12 protein-coding genes are annotated in these 20083 nt (G+C 66.9%); 11 read left to right on the top strand and 1 reads right to left on the bottom strand.

What is annotated here, in order from left to right; all coding sequences use genetic code 11:
• Window positions 1-129: 129 nt before the first annotated feature.
• Window positions 130-1182 (top strand): type IV toxin-antitoxin system AbiEi family antitoxin, encoded by a 1053-nt coding sequence (locus NFW30_RS14580; RefSeq protein ID WP_295356898.1) that lies wholly within the window; start codon window positions 130-132, stop codon window positions 1180-1182.
• Here NFW30_RS14580 and NFW30_RS14575 read toward each other — a convergent pair.
• Complete coding sequence (locus tag NFW30_RS14575; protein WP_295356895.1) at window positions 1143-2078, bottom strand: DMT family transporter; 936 nt, start codon at window positions 2076-2078, stop codon at window positions 1143-1145. The two genes, NFW30_RS14580 and NFW30_RS14575, sit on opposite strands and share 40 nt — an antisense overlap.
• Before the next feature lie 287 nt (window positions 2079-2365).
• On the opposite strand from NFW30_RS14575, the gene NFW30_RS14570 reads away from it, so the two are divergent.
• The 10 genes from NFW30_RS14570 (at window position 2366) to NFW30_RS14525 (ending at window position 19950) form a co-directional block, all read left to right on the top strand.
• Entirely contained in the window at window positions 2366-3493 is a 1128-nt protein-coding gene (locus NFW30_RS14570; protein ID WP_295356892.1) for an ABC transporter substrate-binding protein, read from the top strand.
• Between the two features lie 8 nt (window positions 3494-3501).
• On the top strand, window positions 3502-7857 hold the full coding sequence (locus NFW30_RS14565) for a PAS domain S-box protein (protein ID WP_295356890.1): 4356 nt from the start codon (window positions 3502-3504) through the stop codon (window positions 7855-7857).
• Window positions 7858-8111: 254 nt separating this feature from the next.
• Complete coding sequence (locus NFW30_RS14560) at window positions 8112-10682, top strand: ATP-binding protein (protein ID WP_295356887.1); 2571 nt, start codon at window positions 8112-8114, stop codon at window positions 10680-10682.
• A complete protein-coding gene (locus NFW30_RS14555) occupies window positions 10683-12113 on the top strand; it encodes a sigma-54 dependent transcriptional regulator (RefSeq protein WP_295356884.1) in 1431 nt (476 codons plus the stop codon).
• 424 nt (window positions 12114-12537) lie between these two features.
• Window positions 12538-13578 (top strand): inorganic phosphate transporter, encoded by a 1041-nt coding sequence (locus NFW30_RS14550; protein ID WP_295356881.1) that lies wholly within the window; start codon window positions 12538-12540, stop codon window positions 13576-13578.
• Between the two features lie 2 nt (window positions 13579-13580).
• Window positions 13581-14237, top strand: coding sequence for a DUF47 family protein (locus tag NFW30_RS14545; protein WP_295356878.1), 657 nt, complete (start codon window positions 13581-13583; stop codon window positions 14235-14237).
• A 652-nt stretch (window positions 14238-14889) separates the two neighbouring features.
• Window positions 14890-15948: a CHAD domain-containing protein gene (locus NFW30_RS14540; protein WP_295356875.1), complete on the top strand. Its 1059-nt coding sequence runs from the start codon at window positions 14890-14892 to the stop codon at window positions 15946-15948.
• A gap of 102 nt (window positions 15949-16050) precedes the next feature.
• Window positions 16051-16761, top strand: coding sequence for a hypothetical protein (locus NFW30_RS14535; RefSeq protein ID WP_295356872.1), 711 nt, complete (start codon window positions 16051-16053; stop codon window positions 16759-16761).
• Between the two features lie 99 nt (window positions 16762-16860).
• Window positions 16861-17574 carry a hypothetical protein gene (locus NFW30_RS14530; RefSeq protein ID WP_295356869.1) on the top strand — a complete coding sequence of 238 codons (714 nt, stop codon included), beginning with the start codon at window positions 16861-16863 and terminating at the stop codon, window positions 17572-17574.
• Window positions 17575-17736: 162 nt separating this feature from the next.
• Window positions 17737-19950 carry a SulP family inorganic anion transporter gene (locus tag NFW30_RS14525; protein ID WP_295356866.1) on the top strand — a complete coding sequence of 738 codons (2214 nt, stop codon included), beginning with the start codon at window positions 17737-17739 and terminating at the stop codon, window positions 19948-19950.
• The last annotated feature ends 133 nt before the right edge of the window (window positions 19951-20083 follow it).

Below are 20083 nucleotides of genomic sequence, written 5' to 3'. Positions count from 1 at the left end.
TCCGACACTGGACTTCGGATGATCTGCAGACTTGCGGGTAAAGGGCAGGGCTAGCGCCGGCTGCTCTTGAATGAAGGCGGCTTCTCGTTCACAATTCGCCCTTGTTCATTCTGACCAGGGCGCGGCGTGATGAAGACGGCAGATGCAGGCGTCATTCTCGACAGGACGGTGCAGGCCTTGCGTGCCCACAGTCTGGTGGTGTCGGTGCAGGCCGATCCCCCGGCCCAGCCGGAAGGGCCGGCACGAACCTGGCTGCGCGTTGCCAGAGGGCGTGGCAGCGGCCAGTACGCGGTCGTCGTCAAGAGGCGGTTGACTCAGAGCAGCCTGGGCGCGGTGCTGGCGCAGTTGCGGCAACCGGTCGACGCCGGCCAGCCACCGGCACTCCTGGTCACCGACCATCTCAGCCCGCAGCTGGCGGAGCGCCTGCAGGCGAGCCAGCAGCAGTTTGCCGATGCGGCGGGCAATGCCTATCTGGAAACGGCCTCCTTCCTCGTCCTGGTCAGGGGACGCAAGCCGGATGCGAAGGAGATCGCCCTGCGTGCCAGCCGGGGCTTCAGCAACAACCGGCTGAAGGTACTGTTCGCGCTGATCCGTGAGCCGCAACTGGCGGCCGCGCCGTACCGGACGATCGCCGCGGCGGCGAACGTCGCGCTCGGCTCGCTGCCGGCAGTTCTTGCCGAGCTGCAGCGGGACGAGTCGTTGCTGGTGCACCAACGACAGCGGCGGCTGAACGCCAGCAAACGACTTCTCGACGAGTGGGCGCAGGCCTACGCCGTCGGTCTGCGTGGGCGGACCCTGAGTGCTCGCCATGTGGCTGGAAACTTCGCTCGCTGGCCGGAGTGGCCACTGCCTTCCGCATCTCTGCACTGGGGGGGAGAGCCGGCGGCCAAGCTGCTCGGCTGCGATCTGCAGCCGGGGATCCTGACCCTCTACGGCGACAGGTTGCCGGCGCGACTGGCCACCGTCGGGCAGCTCGTTGCGGCCGGTCCGGCCGACTACCAGGACCTGCTCGAACTGCGCAAGCCGTTCTGGGGCGAAGCCCCGGCAGCGGCGACGGGGCCGCAGACGGTGCCCCCGGCGCTGGTCTACGCCGACCTGCTGGCGACCGGCCACCGACAATGCTGTGAGGCGGCGCAGGCGGTCTACGAGAGCTTCCTGGCGCGCGACTTTCCGTCCCGTTGAATCCCTGGCCGTCGGCCGGGTGCCCTGGCTGGCGGGTGCCAGGGCAGGGCGCGTCGGCTGGGCGACGGCGCCGAGCCGTGCGTTGCCGCGACCCCCGACAGGACGATCAGCACGATCGCCAGCCAGGACCAGCGGTCGAGGGTTTCCTGCCAGATGACGATGCCGAAGAAGCTGGCGAAGATCACCGTGGTGTAGGCGAGAGCCGCCGACAGCAGCGTGCGAGTCGCGGCATAGGCGCGCGTCATCGCCAGTTGGGCGGCAGTGGCGAAAGCCGCGACGCCGAACAGCAGGCTGCCGCTGCGCAGATCGATCGGATGCAGCTCGGAGAAGGCCAGCCAGCAGGTGGCGCCGAGCGACGAAACGAGGGAAAAGTAGAAGACGGTCCGGCTCTCGGGCTCGCCTCGCAGACCCAGCTCGCGGACGCTGAAATAGGCCATCCCTGCGAGTATGCCGGAAGCCAGGCCGAGGAGTGCAGCGGGCAACTGGTCCGCACTCCAGCTCGGCCGCAGCAGCAGGCCGACACCGGCGAGGCCGAGCGCCAGTGCGAAGAAGACGCCGCTGGTGGGCCGCTGCCCCGCGACGGCCAGATAGATTGCCAGGAACATGGCCGAGGTGTAGTTCAGGGTGACCGCCGTGGCCAGCGGCAGCAAGGTGATCGCCCAGAAATAGGCGAGCAGTGCCGCGAAGCCGACCGCGCCGCGGCTGATCTGCCAACGCCAGTGCGGCGTGCGCAGCGGCACACCGCGCAGGCGGACGACCACGAACATCACGAGCAGCGACAGCACACTGCGGTAGAAGACGATCTCGCCGGCGGTGTGGCTCGCCGCGGCCAGTTTGACGCAGACGCCCATGCAGGCGAAAAAGAAGCTGGCGAGGACCATCCAGAGCGATTGCATCGACGTGTCCGGCGCGAATGGAGGGCCGGATTCTACTGCCAAAGCGGCATCGCCGTGAGTCGCCCGCGGACGATCGCCGGCGGCGGCAGTCGGCGGCGGCGGTGCTGGCGACGATTCCTGCCGATCGGCCGGCGACGTCACTGGCAGATCGCCGCCGGGCGGCGACAGTCATGATCCGTTGCTGGCCGGCAGGCGTCGCAGCGGTACCGGCGAGCGCGAATTGTCGGTAAAGTGGCTGCTTTGGCGGCGATGGGGCGAGGGTGCGGACGATGGTGAGGAACGCATGGATGCATAGGGGACAGGCAGAGCTTCGGGCACCGGTGCTGGTGGTTGCCCTGGCGCTGCTGTTGGCTGGCTGCGCGCCGCCACCGGAGCCGATCAGCATCGGCTTCATCGGCGGCACTTCCGGTCGGGTCGCCGATCTCGGCATTGCCGGTCGCGACGGCGTGCAACTGGCCGTCGATCTGCGCAATCAGGCCGGCGGCGTCGGCGGGCGCGCGGTGCGGCTGCTGATCCGCGACGACGAGCAGAACCCCGAGGTGGCGGCAGGTGCCCTGCGCGAGCTGATCGACCAGGGGGTCGTCGCCGTCGTCGGGCCGATGACGAGCGCCATGGCCATGGCCATGGTGCCGATCGCCAACGAGGCGAAGCTGTTGCTGATCAGTCCGACGGTCTCGACCGAAGACCTCAGCGGCCGCGATGACTTCTTCTTCCGTGTCGGTTCTTCGAATCATGCCAATGCCGCAGAAGTCGCGCGCCACCATCTGCAGCGAGCTCCGGGCCAGCGGCGCCTGGCGGTGGCCTACGACGTTGGCAACCGGGCCTACAGCGAGAGCTGGCTGAGCGGCTTCCGGACAGTCTTCGAGGCCGGTGGCGGGCAGTTGCTGAAGACGCTCGCTTTCGAGTCGGGTGGCGAGACATCCCTGCGGCAGGTGGCCGGGGAGCTGTTGGCCAGCAACCCGGACGGCATCCTGATCGTCGCCAATTCGGTGGACACCGCCCTGCTGTGCCAGCAGCTTCGCAAACTGGGCAGTGCCTTGCCGATCCGTGCTGCCGAGTGGGCCGCCACCGAGCGGCTGCTCGAACTGGGCGGCAAGGCCGTCGAGGGGCTCATGGTGGGACAGAACTTCAACCGCAGCAGCGAGGCGCCACGCTACCTGGCCTTTCGCGAGGCTTACAGCGAGCGTTTCCATCGCGATCCCGGCTTCGGTGGCACGCTCTCCTTTGACGCCGCCAACGTGCTGCTCGAGGCGCTGGCGCGACGGCAGGGCGAGCAGAGCGTCAAGGAGGCCCTACTGAACGTCCGTCGCTTCGACGGTCTGCAGGCGCCGATCGTCTTCGACGATTCCGGCGATGTCCAGCTCGGCGTGTTCATGACCGTGGTGCGCGACGGGCGCCTGGCCTTGGTCGAGTAGGGGGAGGCGTGGCGCGGCCTCTCTGGCAGTGGCTGGCGTGGCGCTTCATCGTCGCCAGCGTTCTGCCACTGCTCCTCGTCGCAGCCCTGTTGCTGCAGGTCCTGCTGCCGCAGGTGATCGCCGGCATCGAGGAGCGGCACGAGATTCTTGCCCGCGCCATTGCCGGCCAGGTCGAGGAGTACCTGCGCGGCGCCGGCCGCGAGATGTCCGCGCTGGCCGCCTACCTCGGGCACAGTGGCCTGCGCCCGGGACCGCGCTTGCAGACGCTGCTCGACGTCCACGGCGGCTCCGGCGCGGTCTTCGCGGCGATCTACCTGGTCGCCGATGACGATGCGGTGCTCGCCGTTGCCCTGCCGCCAGGGCAGCAGGTGCAGCCCGAGGATCTGATCGGCATCGACCTGTCACGGTGGACCGTGCTGCACGAAGCACGCAGGCTGCAGACGGCGGTGTGGTCGGAGGTGTTCCTGTCGGCGGTCAGTGCCCGCCTCGCGGTCAGTCTGGCGATTCCGGTCGGCAACGAGGTGCTGATCGGTGAAGTTGCGATCGATCGACTGGCGGCGTTTCTCGGCAGCCTGCCCACCGAAGCCGGCATGCTGACGATGGTCCTCGATCGGCGCGGCCAGATCATCGCGCATTCGCAGAGCCATCTCGGCGGCCGGCAGATCAATCTCGGTCACCTGCCGATCGTCGAGGAAGCGCTGCGAGGGCGCTTCGACGGCCACGATCTCGAAGTCGACGGCGAACGGTTCCTGGCGACGCTGGTTCCAGTGCCGCAACTCGGCTGGACGGTACTCGTCGCGCAGCCACGACTCGACGCCTTGCGACCGTTCCGGGCGAGCCTGTGGATACTCGCTGCCGGCGTTCTGCTGGCGTTGCTGCTCGGCAGCGGCTCGACGCTGCTGCTCGCCCGCCGCCTGGCACAGCGAATCGGCCGCTACACCGACCAGACACACGCCATTGCCGGTGGCGATTACGGTCGCCCCTGGCCGCTGTTGAAGATCAGGGAACTCGACCGGCTGGCTGCCGATCTCGATCGCATGTCGCAGGCGATCCGCCAGCGGGAGCAGGCGCTGCGCGCCAGCGAGACGCGCTTTCGTGATCTCTCGTCGCTGGCTTCCGACTGGTTCTGGGAACAGGACGAGGATTTCCGTTTCACCTATGTGTCGGCAGGTGGAGCGGTATCGGCGCTCGCGGAGAGCGGCTTCGACCTGCGGCAATCGCTTGGCAGGACGCGCTGGGAATTGCCGAGCAACCTGAGTGCGCCCGAATGGCAGGCACACCGCCGTCGGCTCGAGGCGCACCAGCCGTTTCGCGATTTCGAGTACGCGCTGCGCTCGCAGTCCGGGTCCTGGCGCTGGGTTGCGGTCAGCGGTCAGCCGGTGTTTGACGACGCGGGACGTTTCGCCGGCTATCGCGGGACGGCACGCGACATCACGCGGCGCCAGCAGATCGATGAGGCGCTGCGCCAGGCCAAGCTGGTGGTGGAGAACAGCCCGGCCGTGGTCTTTCGCTGGCGAGCGGATGCGGGCTGGCCGACGGTGTTCGTTTCCGAAAACATCGGGCAGTTCGGCTATGCGGCCGATGAATTGCTCGATGGAGCCATCACCTATGCGTCCCTGATCCATCCCGACGACGTCGAGCGAGTCGCCCGGGAACTTGTGGAACATGCCCAGCAGGGCCGCGATCACTTCAGCCAGGAGTACCGGATCGTCACCAGGAGCGGCGCGGTTCGCTGGGTAGACGACCTGACGGCGGCCGAACGCGACGAGGCCGGAACGATTCGCCATTATCAGGGAGTCGTCATCGACATCACTGAGCGCAAGCGTGTCGAGGAGCAGCTGCGGCGGCTCAATCGGCAGTTGCGCATGGTCAGCGACTGCAATCAGGCGCTGATTCGCGCGCGTGACGAAGACGAGTTGCTGACGACGATCTGTTCGATCGTCGTCGATACCGGTGGTTACCGGATGGCGTGGGTCGGGTACGCGGAGCGCGATGCGGCACGATCGATTCGGCCCGCGGCTTCCGCGGGTCACGAAGCAGGCTATCTCGATCAGCTGGCTACCAGCTGGGCCGATGGCGAACGCGGTCGGGGTGCCAACGGTGAGGCGATCCGCAGCGGTCGCCCCTGTGTCATCAAGGACCTGGCGAACGAGCCACGGTTTGCGCCCTGGCGGACGCAGGCGCTCGAGCGCGGCTACGCGGCACTCTGCGCATTGCCGCTGCGTGAGGGCGAGCAGAATTTCGGGGCGCTGAGCATCTACGCCGGGGTCGTCGGTGCTTTCGATGAGGCGGAAGTGGCGCTGCTCGGCGAACTGGCGGGTGACCTGGCTTTCGGCATCTCGGTGTTGCGCATCCGCGACCAGCGCGATCGGGTCGATGCCGCACTGCGCGACAGCGAGGCGCGCTACCGCCTGCTTTTCGACAGTACGCCGCATCCGATGTGGGTCTTCGATGTCGAGACGCTGGCCATCCTGACCGTCAATCAGGCGGCGATGGCGACCTATGGTTACTCGCGTGCCGAGTTCCTCAACATGAGCATTCTCGATCTCGGGGCCGACGAGAGGACGCCACTGCTCTCCGAGGACGTCATCGCCGTCGAGGAAGTTGCCGACTACACGGGCTTCTGGCGTCATCGGCGCAAGGATGGCGAGCTGATCGACGTCGAGATCCTCTCGCATGCGCTTTCCTACGAAGGGCGGCGCGCGGAGCTCGTCCTGGCCAACGACATCACCGAGCGTCGACGCTCGGAACGGGCGCTGTTGGCGAGCGAAATGAAGTACCGCGAGCTGGTGGAGAACGCGAACAGCATCATCCTGCGCTGGACACCGACGGGCGAGATCAGCTTCATCAACGAGTTCGGGCTGAGGTTCTTCGGCTACACGGAAGAGGAGCTGATCGGGCACCATGTCGTCGGCACGATCGTCCCGCCGGCGGCGAGCGACGGCGAGGAACTGCTGCCACTGATGGAGCGCATCTGCCTGCGGCCGGAGGACTTCGCGCACAACGTCAACGAGAACATGCGCCGCGGTGGCGAACGCGTCTGGGTGTCCTGGACCAACCGGGCGGTATTCAACGACTGGGGACAGGTGATCGAGGTCTTCAGTGTCGGCGCCGATGTCACCGAGCAGAAGCGGGCGGAAGCAGCGGTACGCGAGAGCGAGGAGCGTTTCGCCAAGGCCTTCCACTCGAGTCCGGCACCGATGGCGATCAGCGCCATCGATACCGGGGTCTACCACGACGTGAACGAGCAGATGCAGAGGATGCTCTGCTATTCACGCGCGCAACTGCTGGGCAGCAGTTCGGTCGAGCTCGGAATCTGGGCTGAGGCGGGATCCCGTGAGCGAATGGTCGAGCGGGTCCGTTTGCACGGTGCCTGCCGTGAAATGCCGACGCGCTTTCGCACCAGCACGGGCGAGATTCGGGAAGCGCTCTACTCGGGCGAGATCATCCGTCTCGGCGAAAAGGACGTTCTCTTGTCACTGATCTTCGACGTCACCGATCGCAAGCGGGCGGAGGAGGAACTGCTGCAGCACCGGGAGCATCTCGAGGAACTGGTCAGCGAGCGTACACGCGAGTTGCGGCAGGCGATGGAACAACTCCTGCAGGCCGAGAAGCTGGCCGCCCTGGGCAATCTGGTCGCCGGTGTGGCGCACGAACTGAACACACCGCTGGGCAACAGCCGCGTCGTCGCCAGCCTGCTCGCCGAGGAGCTGCGCGCCTTCGCCGCGGCGGTCGACGCGGGCAGCCTGCGCCGCTCGCAGGTCGATCGTTTCCTCAGCCGCGGACGCGAAGCCGTCGATCTGCTGGAACGGAACAGCGCCCGTGCCGCCGATCTCATTGGTCACTTCAAGCAGGTTGCGGTGGACCAGAGCAGCGCCCGTCGTCGCGTCTTCGATCTCCGGCAGACCGTTGAAGAGATGCTCAGCGCGCTGCGCTTGAGCTTCAGGAACAGCCCGCACCGGATCGATCTCGACATTCCAGCGGGGCTGCTGATGGACAGCTACCCGGGGCCGCTCGAGCAGGTGATCGCCAATCTCGTCGGCAATGCGGTCAGCCATGGCCTGGCCGGCATCGACTGCGGCCGCATCCTGCTGCAGGCGACCGCCGTCGGCGACGCGCAGGTGCTGCTTTCCTGTGCCGACGACGGCGTCGGCATGCCGTCGGCGACCCTGAAGCGGATCTTCGAACCCTTCTTCACGACTCGCTTGGGGCAGGGTGGCAGCGGCCTCGGGTTGTACATCGTCTACAACCTGGTGACCGGCGTTCTGGGCGGGACGATAGCGGTCGACAGTGTGCCCGGCGAGGGCAGCACTTTCAGGCTCAGTTTGCCGCGCAATGCCCCGGAGCGGCCGGTTGCCGAGTGACATGGCGCTCAGCGGCGATGGCGCCGGGGGGTGCGGCCAAGCCGCGCTCGCCGCAGCCGCCCTGCGGCTGGCCGTCAGGGCATCGGCACGAATTCGCCGCGCGTGCAGACGATGCGGCATCCGCCGTGCGATCGTCATGACGGCTGGCGGTGCTGCGCGTCAGGGCTCCTTTCTGCTAAGCTGAAAAAGGAGTGGCGGTGTCGGCGGGAATCGTGCCGGCGATGCTGCGTCGGGAACTCTTCTGATCGGTGCCGATGTTCGACAATCTGAGAAAGTATGCCGCCGCCTACCTGGTGGCGGCCGGTGGGCTTCTTCTGACCTGTTTCTCGTCGTGGAACGTCCGCCAGGAACTGCAGACCAGCCACTTCAAGGAGTTCGAATGGGCAGCCGGCGACCGCATCCAGTCGGTGCGGGCGGTCACCGAACAGGGGCTCGATGCGCTGCTCGAGATTCGCGGGCTGTTTTACGCGGCGCAGGGAATCGACGAAAAGGAGTTCCTGCTGTTCACCGACTCGGTGCTCAAGCGGCATCCGTACATCGAGGGACTCATCTGGGCACCCCTGCTGACCTCGTCGCGACAGGAGGTTCCCGGAACGGCACCGGGCGCGCTGCCGGCACGCGGTGTGCGCGGCGTGGCGGCTGCCGCGGCCGGCGAGCAGCCACGGGTGCCGGTTCTCCTGACGGCCTCGCGCGGGGCGCCGATTGCCATGCCGGGAGTCGATCTCAACGCCACCGATGAACTGTCCGAGCTGTTCCGGCGGGCGAGGGCGAGTGGCAAGGTGGCGGTCAGCGGACGCATGCGGCTGGATCGCGGCGACGGCAGGGCGGCGCACGTCATCTATGCCGCCCTGCCCGTGCATGCGCCCGGTCAGCCGCGACGCGCTGCGGACGCCGAGCCCGCCGATCCGCTGGGTTTCGTCGTCGGCGTCTACGACATCGAGGAACTGGTGCATGTGGCGATCAGCCTGCTCGAGCCGCGCGGCGTCGAGGTGCTGGTGGTCGACGCATCGGCGGAAGGCGAGGCACGCTTCCTCCATTTCTATGCCAGCCGGCTCGAGCCACGCACCGTTGCCGCCGCCAGCGGGCTGCTGCCGGAAGCCGATGAGGGGCAGCCGCGAATGGTGGTGACGATGCCGGTGGGGGACCGCCAGTGGACGGTGACCTGTGTCGCCACGCACACCTTCCGGAGTGCCGAGGCCTTCACCAAGGCGCACTGGTCGGTGCTGCTCGGAGGCCTCGTGTGTACCGCGCTCCTCGTCCTGTATCTGGTGCGCAGCCGGCGCGAAATGGACAATCGAATCCGGCTGACGCAAACGATCTACGAACACGAGGAGCTCTTCCGCCAACTGGCGGAGACGGTCGATGTCGTTTTCTGGGCGATCAGCCCCGACGCCGCGCGGCTGGAATACATCGGCCCGGCGTTCAGGAGCATCGCCGGACAGCCGATTGGCCTCGACGAGCCGACGCCGGCTGTCCTGTTCGATGTCTTCGCGGCGGACGATCGCGCCAGACTCGTCGCTGCGGTCGATCAGCTGCGGCGCGAGGGAGGGCACTTCAGCATCGTGCTGCCGCTCGCTGGCGGCGATCCGGCGTCGCGCTGGCTGCGAGTCTGCGGCTTTCCGGTGCATGAGCGCGGGGTCGAGCTGGTCCGCATCGTCGGTTTTCTCGAGGACATCACCGAGCACAAGCTGGCCGAGGATGCACTGCGTGACTCCGAGGCCAGGTTGCGCACGCTCTTCAACCACTCGCCCGACCTCATCTTCACCGTCGATGGCGAGGCCAACATCCTGCTCAGCAACCGGCCCTGGCCACATCCGGCGGGCGCTGCGGGTGAGAAGCGCTCATCGCTGATCCTGCCGCCCGAAGTGCGCCCGGAGTATCTGCAGAGACTGCGGCGGGTCTTCGCCAGCGGGCGGATCGAGCATCTGCAGTATCTCGCCACCGGTGACACCTGGTGGGAGGTCAGGATGGTACCGATCAGCACGGCGACGACGGTGAAGGCCGCGATGGTGGTGATCAGCGACATCACCGAGAACCGCAAGCTGCAGTGGCAGGCGATCCGCAGTTCGCGGCTCGCTTCGCTGGGCGTGCTGTCGGCCGGCATCGCGCACGAGATCAACAACCCGAACCATGCCATCCTGGCGAATGCCGGCGTGCTGGCGCGAATCTGGAACGACGCCTTGCCGATTCTCGACGAGTACGAGCAGGAGCAGGGGGCGTTCATGCTCGGCGGGTTGGGTTTCCCGCAGGCACGCCAGACGATCGTCCGCGGCATGAGTGACATCGCCGGCAACGCCAAGCGGATCCAGAAGATCGTCGACAATCTCAAGCATCTCGGCAAGCAGGATCGCGGCCACATGGACGAGCCGGCGGACGTCGGCCGGATCCTGCTCGCCGTCGCCACGTTGCTCGACACCCGGATCAGGAAGTGTACCGACCACTTCGCGCTCGACCTGCCGGATTCGCTGCCGCTGGTTCGCGGCAACGTGCAGCAACTCGAACAGGTGTTCATCAACATCATCGTCAACGCACTCGAGTCGCTGCCAGAGCGCAGCCGTTCGGTCCGCGTCTCGGCGCGGGCGATCCCGGCGGAAGGCCGGCTGGTCGTCGAGGTGGCGGACCAGGGAAAGGGAATTCCCGAGGATGTGATGGCGCAACTCGGCGAGCCCTTCTTCACCACCAAGGCGGAGAGTGGCGGCACCGGGCTCGGACTGTCGATCTCGTCGTCGATCGTCGACCGGCACGGCGGGATGATGCGCTTCGAATCGAACGCCGACCTCGGGACGACGGTCCGCGTCGATCTGCCGATTGCCACGGAGGAATGAATGAAGGAGAAGCCGTTTTCCAGCCTGCCGGTCTTTCTCGTCGATGACGAGGAGTCGGTCCTGCACGCGACCGCCACCGTCCTGCGCAGTGCCGGCGTCCCCCGGATCGAGATGATCGCCGACAGCCGGAACCTCTTGCCGGCCCTCGAGGCGCAGCCGGCGAGCGCGCTGCTGCTCGATCTCTCGATGCCGCACGTCAGCGGCAGCAAGCTGCTGCCGGACATCGTCCACCTCTACCCCGAGGTCCCGGTGATCGTCATGACGGCGGCGCAGGATGTCGAGACCGCGGTCAGCAGCATGAAGGAGGGCGCGTTCGACTATCTCGTCAAGCCGGTCGAGGAAAGCCGGCTGGTGGCAAGCGTGCGGCATGCGCTGGAAGTGCACTCGCTGCGGCGGCAGATGGGAGTCCTCAAGCGCTATCTGCTGTCGGATTGCCTGCAGGACAACGAGGCTTTCACCGGCATCGTCACCAACAGCCGCAAGATGAGGGCGCTCTTCCAGTACCTCGAGGCGGTGGCCGGCACCGCGGAGCCCGTGCTGATCTGCGGCGAGACCGGCGCTGGCAAGGAGATGTTCGCGCATGCCCTGCACAAGCTCAGCGGTCTTGGCGGCCAGTTCGTGCAGGTCAACGTCGCCGGTCTCGACGACACCCTGTTCTCGGACACGCTGTTCGGTCACAGGAAGGGCGCCTTCACCGGCGCCGACCAGTCGCGCGCCGGGCTCATCGCCCAGGCCGCCGGGGGGACGTTGTTCCTCGACGAGATTGGCGACCTGTCGATGGCGTCGCAGGTGAAGTTGTTGCGCCTGCTGCAGGAGCACATGTACTTCCCGCTGGGCTCGGACGTCGCAAGGCCGAGCGACGCGCGCGTCGTCTGCGCGACGAACTGCAACCTGGCACAGATGATGCGGCAGAACCGCTTTCGATCGGATCTCTTCTTCCGTCTCTCGGTGCATCAGATCGAGGTGCCGCCGCTGCGCCAGCGCAAGGAGGACATCCCCCTGCTCCTGCAGCACTTCCTCGACGAGGCGGCGGCACTGATCCGCAAGCCGGCGCCGGAGCCGTCGAACGAGCTCATCACCCTGCTCTCGAACCACCATTTCCCTGGCAACGTCCGCGAACTGCGGGCGATGGTCTTCAATGCGATGGCGCTGCACCGCGGCGGATCGATCCTGGCGATGGACAGCTTCCGTCAGGCCATCCAGAAGCAGCAGAAGGCCGGCGCCGAGCCTGCGGCGATTGACGCGGCGAGCGAAATGCCGATCCTCATCCCCGGTCGCTTTCCGACGCTCGACGAAGTCGAGGAAGCGCTGGTCGCCGAGGCACTGAAGCGGGCGAAGGGAAATCAGGGGGTCGCCGCGACCCTGCTCGGCCTTTCGCGGCCGGCACTGAACAGGCGACTGGCGCGGCGCGCGACGCGAACCGAGCCCTGATCGGCGGAGCGACGGCCTTGCCGTGCTCCGCGACGCAGCACCGCTGACCGCGAACGTCGCGCGTCGCCGACGAGCTTCCGGCGGCAAGCCCCCCGCAGCGGACCGCCAGCGGCCTCCACCGGCGCAGTCACCGGCACCCTGAGAGGGGGTGTGCGCAGTCGACATTTCGCTGCCTTCGTGACGCGTTTGACCAAGATACTGAAGAAGAACTGGAAAACCGCAATTTACGTGCCATACGCGTGGATTCCAGTGCATTTCGTTACACCCCCATGGTGACTGCTCGAGAAGCCGGGATGGATTTCCAAGTGTCTGATTCAATATAGCAAGATCGTTTTCTGCTCGTGTGGCACGGATCATGCTTGCGAGACCACTCAGCGCCTGCCGGGTGCGAGGGAATCCAAGACAACAATCATAGGGCCGCTGCATGAGCACATTGCTGATCCTGACGATCTTGACGGTCGCCATCGTCCTCTTCTTCGACTATACGAATGGCTTCCACGATGCGGCGAACATCGTTGCGACGATCATCGCATCGCGCGCGATGACGCCCATCCAGGCGGTGATCATCGTCGGCACTTTCGAGTTCCTCGGGCCCCTGCTGGGAGGGACGGCGGTTGCCAACACGATCGGCAAGTTCGTCACTCTCGGCGATGTGCAGGCGGTCCTCTCGCTCGCCATCCTGATCAGCGGGCTGGTCGGCGCCATCGTCTGGAACCTCGCCACCTGGTATTTCGGCATTCCCTCGTCGTCGTCGCACGCACTGGTCGGCGGGCTGATCGGCGCCGTCGTCGTCTCCGCCGGTGTGGACAACGTCGTCTGGGGATTCTCGCAGATGATGCACGGCCAGCTGACGGGCATCATGAAGGTGCTGGCAAGTCTCGTGCTGTCGCCGATCATCGGCTTCTGGGCGGGATTCCTGATGTTGCGCCTGCTGAACATCCTCCTGTTCACCGCCACGCCGTCGGCCAACAAGGGATTGCGCTACGCGCAGTTCTTCACCGCCGCCGGGCTCGCCTTCTCGCACGGTGCCAACGATGCGCAGAAGAGCATGGGCATGCTGACGCTGGCACTGCTGCTCGGTGGCTTCATTCCCAGCTTCGAGGTGCCGTTCTGGGTGATGCTGGCCTGCGCGATCGCGATCACGCTCGGCATCCTCTCGGGCGGCTGGCGCATCGTCCGCACGCTCGGTTTCGCAATTTACCGGGTGCGGCCGATCCATGCCCTGAGTTCTCAGCTGACCTCGGCCGTCGTCATCCTCACGGCATCGGTGATCGGCGCGCCGGTATCCACGACGCACGTCGTCTCGACCTCGATCATGGGCATCGGTGCCTCGGAGCGGCCGAAGGCCGTTCGCTGGAAGAAGGCCAAGGATATCGGCATCACCTGGCTGATCACCATCCCGGGCTCGGCCCTGGTTGCCATTCAGACTTTCGCCATCGTCAACCTCTTTCTCCTAAAGGCCTGAACATGTCCAACGCCGCCACCGCATCGACTTCGTTGACCCGCCGCATCCTGCACCGCGTTTTCCCGAAGGTTCCGAACTTCTTCGCGCTGCTCGCCGAACAGAGCGCACAGGTTGGCCACAGCGCCTCGCTGCTGGTCGACTACATGGGCTCCGGTACGGCCGATGTCGCCAGGCGGATCGTCGATGCCGAATATGAGGGGGACCGGCTCAAGGTGCGCAACCTGACGCTGCTCAACGAAGCCTTCTCGACGCCGATCGACCGCGAGGATCTGCACCGGGCGATCATCAACCTCGACGAGATCGTCAATAGCTGCAAGACGATCGTCGTCGAAATGGACTCGGATGTGCTTGCCCTGAAGGCCGACAAGTACTGCCTGGAGATGGCGGTCTGCCTCAAGGACGGTGCCGAGGCAGTGGCCGCGGGTTACGGCCGCCTGGCGAACGATCCGAAAGCGGGTCGCGCCGACGCCGAGAAGTCCGACAAGGCGGTGCGCAACCTGACGCGCACCCACCGGCGAGCACTCGCCGAACTGTTCAACGACAACGATTTCCACAACATCTTTCGCCGCAAGGAAATCTACAATCAGCTGCTGCGCGCCGGAGATCGGCTGAACATCTGCAACAGCACGCTGCTCGACATCGTCGTCAAGCTCTGCTGACCCACGGCGCTGCGCGGCGCGCGAGCGACTGCAACCTGTCGCCGCGCGCCGCGCTCCGCCGCCGCACTCGTTCGCGTGCGGGGTGGCGCAGTCGTCGCGGCGGCGCCATGCTGCGGTCGCCCGAGCCGTCGGGCGCGTCGTGCGTGGTGCGCCACAGCATGGGCGGGCCAACGCAGCCGTCGTGCGGCCGATGTCTGCCCTGGCCCCCACCGATGCCGCCGCAGCAGCGGCCGACCGGCCGCTCGACGCATTGGCCGCCCCTGCTGCCGCCTCCCGCCCGCCGCGATGCCAGTGGCGTCTGGTTCGCCCGATTGCGAGCCCATCCCTGCTCTCCTGGCGGTGTAACCTTTCCACTCATCGCGAGGCCTCGCTGGAGGCCCACAAGTCACTGTTTCCATGACGTAAATCGGCCGCTGATGAGCGTCCGGACGGGGGCTTCGCGTTCAATTTGTTGCACCCGTCAGGGATCGGCCCGGTTGTCTGCAATGGCACCTGAAGGTCTGATTTTTCTCGATTGTTTGCGTCCTGTCCGTTTTGGCATGATTCGTGCTGTATCCGATTGCCGAGATGTTGTGGCGCCATCCTGCGGGAAACGCCGCCTGCCTCGCAAAGCCGTGGCTGTGATGCCAGTTCAATCTTCAGGAGCTTCACGATGAGCATGGAAACCGAACTCAATCTGTCGCTGACGCCGGGCGTTGCCAGCCGCCTCGCCACGCATCGCTCGCGGACCGAGGTCAAGCCGCTGCGCCAGCGTGTGGCCAGGACCGGCCACGACAACCCGGAACCGGCGAGCGAGTTCCAGCGCGGCAGCGGTGTGCTGGCCGGGCAACCGCTGCAGGTCGTCAAGGCCGCACCAGTCGACACCGACGCCAGCATGAGCGTTACTGCCGGCTTTCGCACGATCGCCCTGGCTTGCCTCAGGCACTTGCAGAGCAACGAAAGGGGTGTTTGCGAGAGCGATGACCCCGAGTTCGTGCATCAGGCGCGGGTTGCCATCCGTCGTCTGCGGTCGGCGATTCGCGTCTGGAAGCCGCGCCTCCCGGAGGCCTTCGTGGCCGGCTTCGATCCGCTCTGGCAGGCGCTGGCGAGGCAACTCGGCGAGACCCGCAACTGGGACGTCTTCCTTGCGGAGACCTTGCCGACGATCCTCGCCGCCTTCCCCGAATGCCCGCAGGCGCATGAACTGACCGATTACGCGCGCCGACGCTGTGCCGTCAATCGCCAGGTGGCGGGCAGTGTGCTGAGTGCGGGCGACTACTCACGCCTGCTGCTCGACTTCACGGCCGCCGTCCTGGCCCTGCCCGAGCGCGACACCCGTCGTCTGGACCTGTTTGCTCCCCGCTGCCTCGACAAGCGCGCGCGCAAGGTCTGGCAGCTGGCGCAGGAGGCATCGGGTGGCGACGCGGCCGCGCGTCATCGTCTGCGCGTCGCGTACAAGCGCCTGCGCTATGCGCTCGAGTTCTTCGCGCCACTGTTCCCTGGCGACCTGTTGCGCGAGTACCACCTCGCAGCCAGCGGACTGCAGGAAATGCTGGGCCAGCTCAATGACCTCGCGGTGGCGCGCGAGCTGATCGAAGAGGCACTGCCGGGCGCTCGTGGCGATCGCGTCCGCTGCTGGCTGGAGGCACGCAGCAACGGCCTGCTGCCGCAACTCGGAGGGCTGCTCGACGACTTCCACGGGCAGCGGGTTCCCTGGCATCCGGGTTCCTGACCCGGACGCGACGGGGAGCAGGTGAGGGCTGTGGCGATGATTGAACCGAGCTCGATGGTGCGAAGGTCGCGGCCGATCGCTCCGGCTGCCGGATGGTGTGGCGTGTTCAGCACGATGGAGCAGCAGGCGCAGACGCTCGTCCGGCTGGCGAAAGCGGCTGATGCGGTCGTGCAGGGCAGGGAATCGGCGCATTCGGTGCGCCTGTTCGATCTCGACCAGTGCCGCGAGAATCTCTGGCGGCGCAGTTGTGCCGTCATCGACTCGCTGGCGGATCACGGTCGCAGCGGCGAACTCGAAGACCTGCGGTGCACCAGCGAGCGGCTCGACCGGGCGGCTGCCGGCTTGTTCCGGACCGCCACCGCCTGCCGCTGTGTTCACGCCGCGTCCGGTGCATTGATCGGCCAGATGCTGCGACGCATCCGCTGCGAGGGCGAAGGTCTGCGGGACGCCTGTGCCGGCCTTGCGAGCGGCGAGCCGTCGGTGCCGCCGTCCGCCGCCGGCGATGCCTGCGGCAGCCTCAACCCACTCGGCAGCTATCGTTCGCTGGCCCTGCTGGAACTGCTGCCGGGTACCGGGTTGGTCTGGCGGCAGGCGCCGGACGAGCTGGCGGCGATGCCAGGGCCGCATGCAGCCAGTAGCGAGTCCTGGGCCACGCAGATGCATGCCGCCCTGCACGAGGTCGTGCGCGAGTTGGCAGGTGCCGGAGAGATCCTGAGACGTCTGGCGCAGCGACTGGCCGACGGCCTCGCACTGCAGCAGCATGGTGCGGGTGATTCATGTCTCGTCGCGCAGCAGGGGTACGCGGCGACCTGATGCCGACGCCACCGCGAGCGGCGCTGGCTACGGCAGGCGCAGGCAGACAGGACACCAGGGGCGAGAGCAGTTTTCTTTTTTTTGTGCAGGAGAAGTCAAATGGAAACGCAGCTTCGAGTGGCAGAGCGGTCGGCTATCTCGACATCGATCGAATACAGTCTCGACAGCTATCTGGACGGCGTCGCCGATGCGACGATGATCTTCCGGTCGGCCGTCGATGCCCACCTGCACGATGGCTCCGAAGGGGCCTGCTGGCAGCTGGCCAGGCGCATTGCCGACCTCGTCCGCGGCCTCGAGGACATGCAGCAGGCGCTCGAGATGCGCCCTGCCGCGCTCGCGCCTCTGGAAGACGCGAGTGGAGCCGCCACGCTCGCGACGCTGACGGGTCTGGGCCGCTTGCTGCGCGACATGAAGCGCCAGGTCACGGGCCTTGCCATCGAGTCCGGTTTCACCCGGCGCGGCCGTCGCGTGCCGGCGCATCTGGCCGTCGATGTACAGGAGCTGACGGACGAGGTTTGCGCCGCGATCGATGCGCTGGTCGAAACCTGCCGCCCGGAAAGGCAGCAAGAGCCGGCTGCGGAGGAGGGCAGGCGCGGCGTCGGCTGGCATGAAGCGCAGGCAGATCGCCTGTCGATGGCCCTCCTGCGCCGGATTCTTGCCGACGAAGCGCTGGATGTCGACACCCGGCTGCTGCTCGCACAGTTCGTCGAGGAGATCGACCGGGTCGCCGACCAGGCCGAGGCGGTGGCCCGTGAGCTGCCGACCGACGGCCGCGCGGCAGTCGGCACGCCGGGTGGCGCTTATGCCCATTGACCGACGGCTCGCCGTTTGGCGAGGGCGATGCGGGTGCACCCGTTCGGTGCCCGGAGAGGCCCTGTCGGCGGCTGACCGCGCGCGCTGTCCGGGCCTGGACGACCGGCCGCGACCGGGCTGCCCGCAGCCGCTCGGGAACCGTGCAACCAGGGGGTCGGACCGGTGGAATTGACCGCAACCCTGCGCAATGACCGGCTGGTCGGCGACTTCTGGGGCGGGCTGGCGGCGATGCTCGTCGCCTTGCCGTCGGCGATTGCCTTCGGGGTCACCATCTATGGCGCCATTGGCCCGGCCTACGCCGGTCTCGGCGCGCTCGCGGGGATCCTCGGCGCCACTGCGCTGGGCCTGGTGGCGCCGGCGTTTGGCGGTACCAACCGGCTGATCACGGCGCCCTGCGCACCGGCGGCGGCGGTCCTCTCGGCCTTTGCCATCGAGCTCGTGCAGCATGGTGTCGCGGCGCCGTCGATCGTCCTGATGCTGACCGCGCTCGGGCTGGTGTCCGGTGTGGTGCAGTTGCTGCTCGGCTTCATGGGTATCGGCAGCCTGATCAAGTACATCCCTTTCCCCGTCGTCAGCGGTTACCTGACCGGCGTCGGCCTGATCATCATCGGCAGCCAGATTCCGAAGTTCCTCGGCGCGCCCGGCGGCACCTCCTGGTGGCGGACCCTGATCTCGCCCGAACTCTGGCAGTGGCAGAGCGCACTGATCGGCGCCGTGACGGCGGCCGTGATGCTCGGCGCGCCGCTGCTCACGCGCGTCGTGCCGGCAGCGATCCTTGGCCTGCTGGCCGGCGTGCTGAGCTACTTCGGCCTGGCCTCGATCGACGACTCGCTGCTGGTGATGGAAGGCAACAAGATGATCATCGGCCCGCTCGGTGGCACGGCGTCGAGCATGCTCGAGGCGATCACCGATCGCTGGCAGGAGATCGGCGAGCTCAAGCTCAGCCAGATCGGCAGTCTCCTCGGGACCGCCTTCACGCTGGCGGTGCTGCTGTCGATCGACACGCTGAAGACGGCGGTCGTCCTCGACGCATTGACGCGCGGCCGGCATGACTCCAACCGCGAGCTGGTGGCACAGGGCCTCGGCAACGTCGCCTCGGCCTGCGCCGGTGGCATGCCCGGCGCCGGGCAGATGGGGGCGACGCTGGTCAATCTGGCGAGCGGTGGCCGGACGCGGGTCTCCGGCGTCGTCGAGGGCGTCCTGTCGCTGATTGCCTTCCTCGCCCTCGGCAGCTTCATTGCCTGGATTCCGGTCGGCGCGCTGGCGGGCATCCTGATCGTCGTCGGCATCCGGATGATCGACCGGCACAGCCTGCACCTGCTCGAGTCGCCCTGGACGCTGCTCGACTTCATGGTGATCGTCGCCGTGGTCGTCGTTGCCGTCGGCTACAGTCTGATTGCCGCCTCGGGCGTCGGTATCGCCCTGGCGATGTTCCTGTTCATCCGCGAGCAGCTGAGCAGTACCGTGATTCGTCGCAAGCTGGATGGTGGCAGCCGCTATTCGAAGCGGGTGCGCCTGCGTCATGAGATGGAACTGCTCGAGAAGCAGGGGCATCAGACCGCCATCCTCGAGTTGCAGGGCAGCCTGTTCTTCGGTACCAAGGACCAGTTGTACACCGCGCTCGAACCCGAACTCGCCAGGCGCCGTTTCGTCGTTCTCGACATGCGGCGGGTGCAGTCGGTCGATGTGACCGCCGTTCATCTGTTGAGCCAGATCCGAGACTCGCTGATCGAGCGCGACGCTTTCCTGATCTTCAGCAGCCTGTCGCACGTGCTGCCGAACGGACGCAACATCGGCGAGTTCTTCGATCAGATGGAACTCACCCGGATGACCCAGCATGTCAAGGTATTTCCCGAACTCGACGACGCGATCGAGTGGATCGAGGACCAGATCCTGGGCCAGAGCCCGGCGCAGGATCCGACGCTGCCGGCGCTGGAGTTGAATGACCTCGAGCTCTTCCGCGACCACAAGGAAGAGACCCTGATCGACCTCGAAGCCTGTCTCGAGCGCCGTACGATCGAGAAGGGCGGCAAGGTGTACACCTTTGGTGACCCGGGCAACGAACTCTACCTCATCCGCAAGGGTGCGGTGCGCATCACGCTGCCGGCCAGCGGCGGCGACGCCGCCGGGCACCACGCCCTGACCTACGGCCGCGGCGACTTCTTTGGCGGCATGGCGTTCCTGTCGCAGATGACCCGCTTCAACGATGCCACCGCTCTCGAGGAGAGCGAACTCTTCGTCCTGCAGCGCGAACAGTTCGAGAAGCTGCGGGAAGAGCACAAGCGCCTCGCCTGTCATCTGGTCGAGGCGGTCGCCAAGGTGCTCGCGCTGCGCCTGCGTTACTCGGACAAGGAACTGATGGCCATGCAGGAGTAGGCCCGGCGTGTGCCGGCGATCCTCCAGTCGCCACGGTGGCGCTCATCCCGCCGGCGGAACGCCGCAGCGGGTGCGTTGTCGCGCCGGTCCGTCGCTGGCGGACTCTTGCAATGGCGCCGGAATCGGGCAACCG

Source organism: Accumulibacter sp. (assembly GCF_023806635.1).
GTDB lineage: Bacteria > Pseudomonadota > Gammaproteobacteria > Burkholderiales > Rhodocyclaceae > Accumulibacter.
This window is presented reverse-complemented; position numbering and strand designations above follow the sequence as displayed.

Coding starts and splice junctions, on each gene's coding strand:
- NFW30_RS14580 (WP_295356898.1), top strand. CDS start 130: ATGAAGACGGCAGATGCAGGCGTCATTCTCGACAGGACGGTGCAGGCC.
- NFW30_RS14575 (WP_295356895.1), bottom strand. CDS start 2,078: ATGCAATCGCTCTGGATGGTCCTCGCCAGCTTCTTTTTCGCCTGCATG.
- NFW30_RS14570 (WP_295356892.1), top strand. CDS start 2,366: ATGCATAGGGGACAGGCAGAGCTTCGGGCACCGGTGCTGGTGGTTGCC.
- NFW30_RS14560 (WP_295356887.1), top strand. CDS start 8,112: ATGTTCGACAATCTGAGAAAGTATGCCGCCGCCTACCTGGTGGCGGCC.
- NFW30_RS14555 (WP_295356884.1), top strand. CDS start 10,683: ATGAAGGAGAAGCCGTTTTCCAGCCTGCCGGTCTTTCTCGTCGATGAC.
- NFW30_RS14550 (WP_295356881.1), top strand. CDS start 12,538: ATGAGCACATTGCTGATCCTGACGATCTTGACGGTCGCCATCGTCCTC.
- NFW30_RS14545 (WP_295356878.1), top strand. CDS start 13,581: ATGTCCAACGCCGCCACCGCATCGACTTCGTTGACCCGCCGCATCCTG.
- NFW30_RS14540 (WP_295356875.1), top strand. CDS start 14,890: ATGAGCATGGAAACCGAACTCAATCTGTCGCTGACGCCGGGCGTTGCC.
- NFW30_RS14530 (WP_295356869.1), top strand. CDS start 16,861: ATGGAAACGCAGCTTCGAGTGGCAGAGCGGTCGGCTATCTCGACATCG.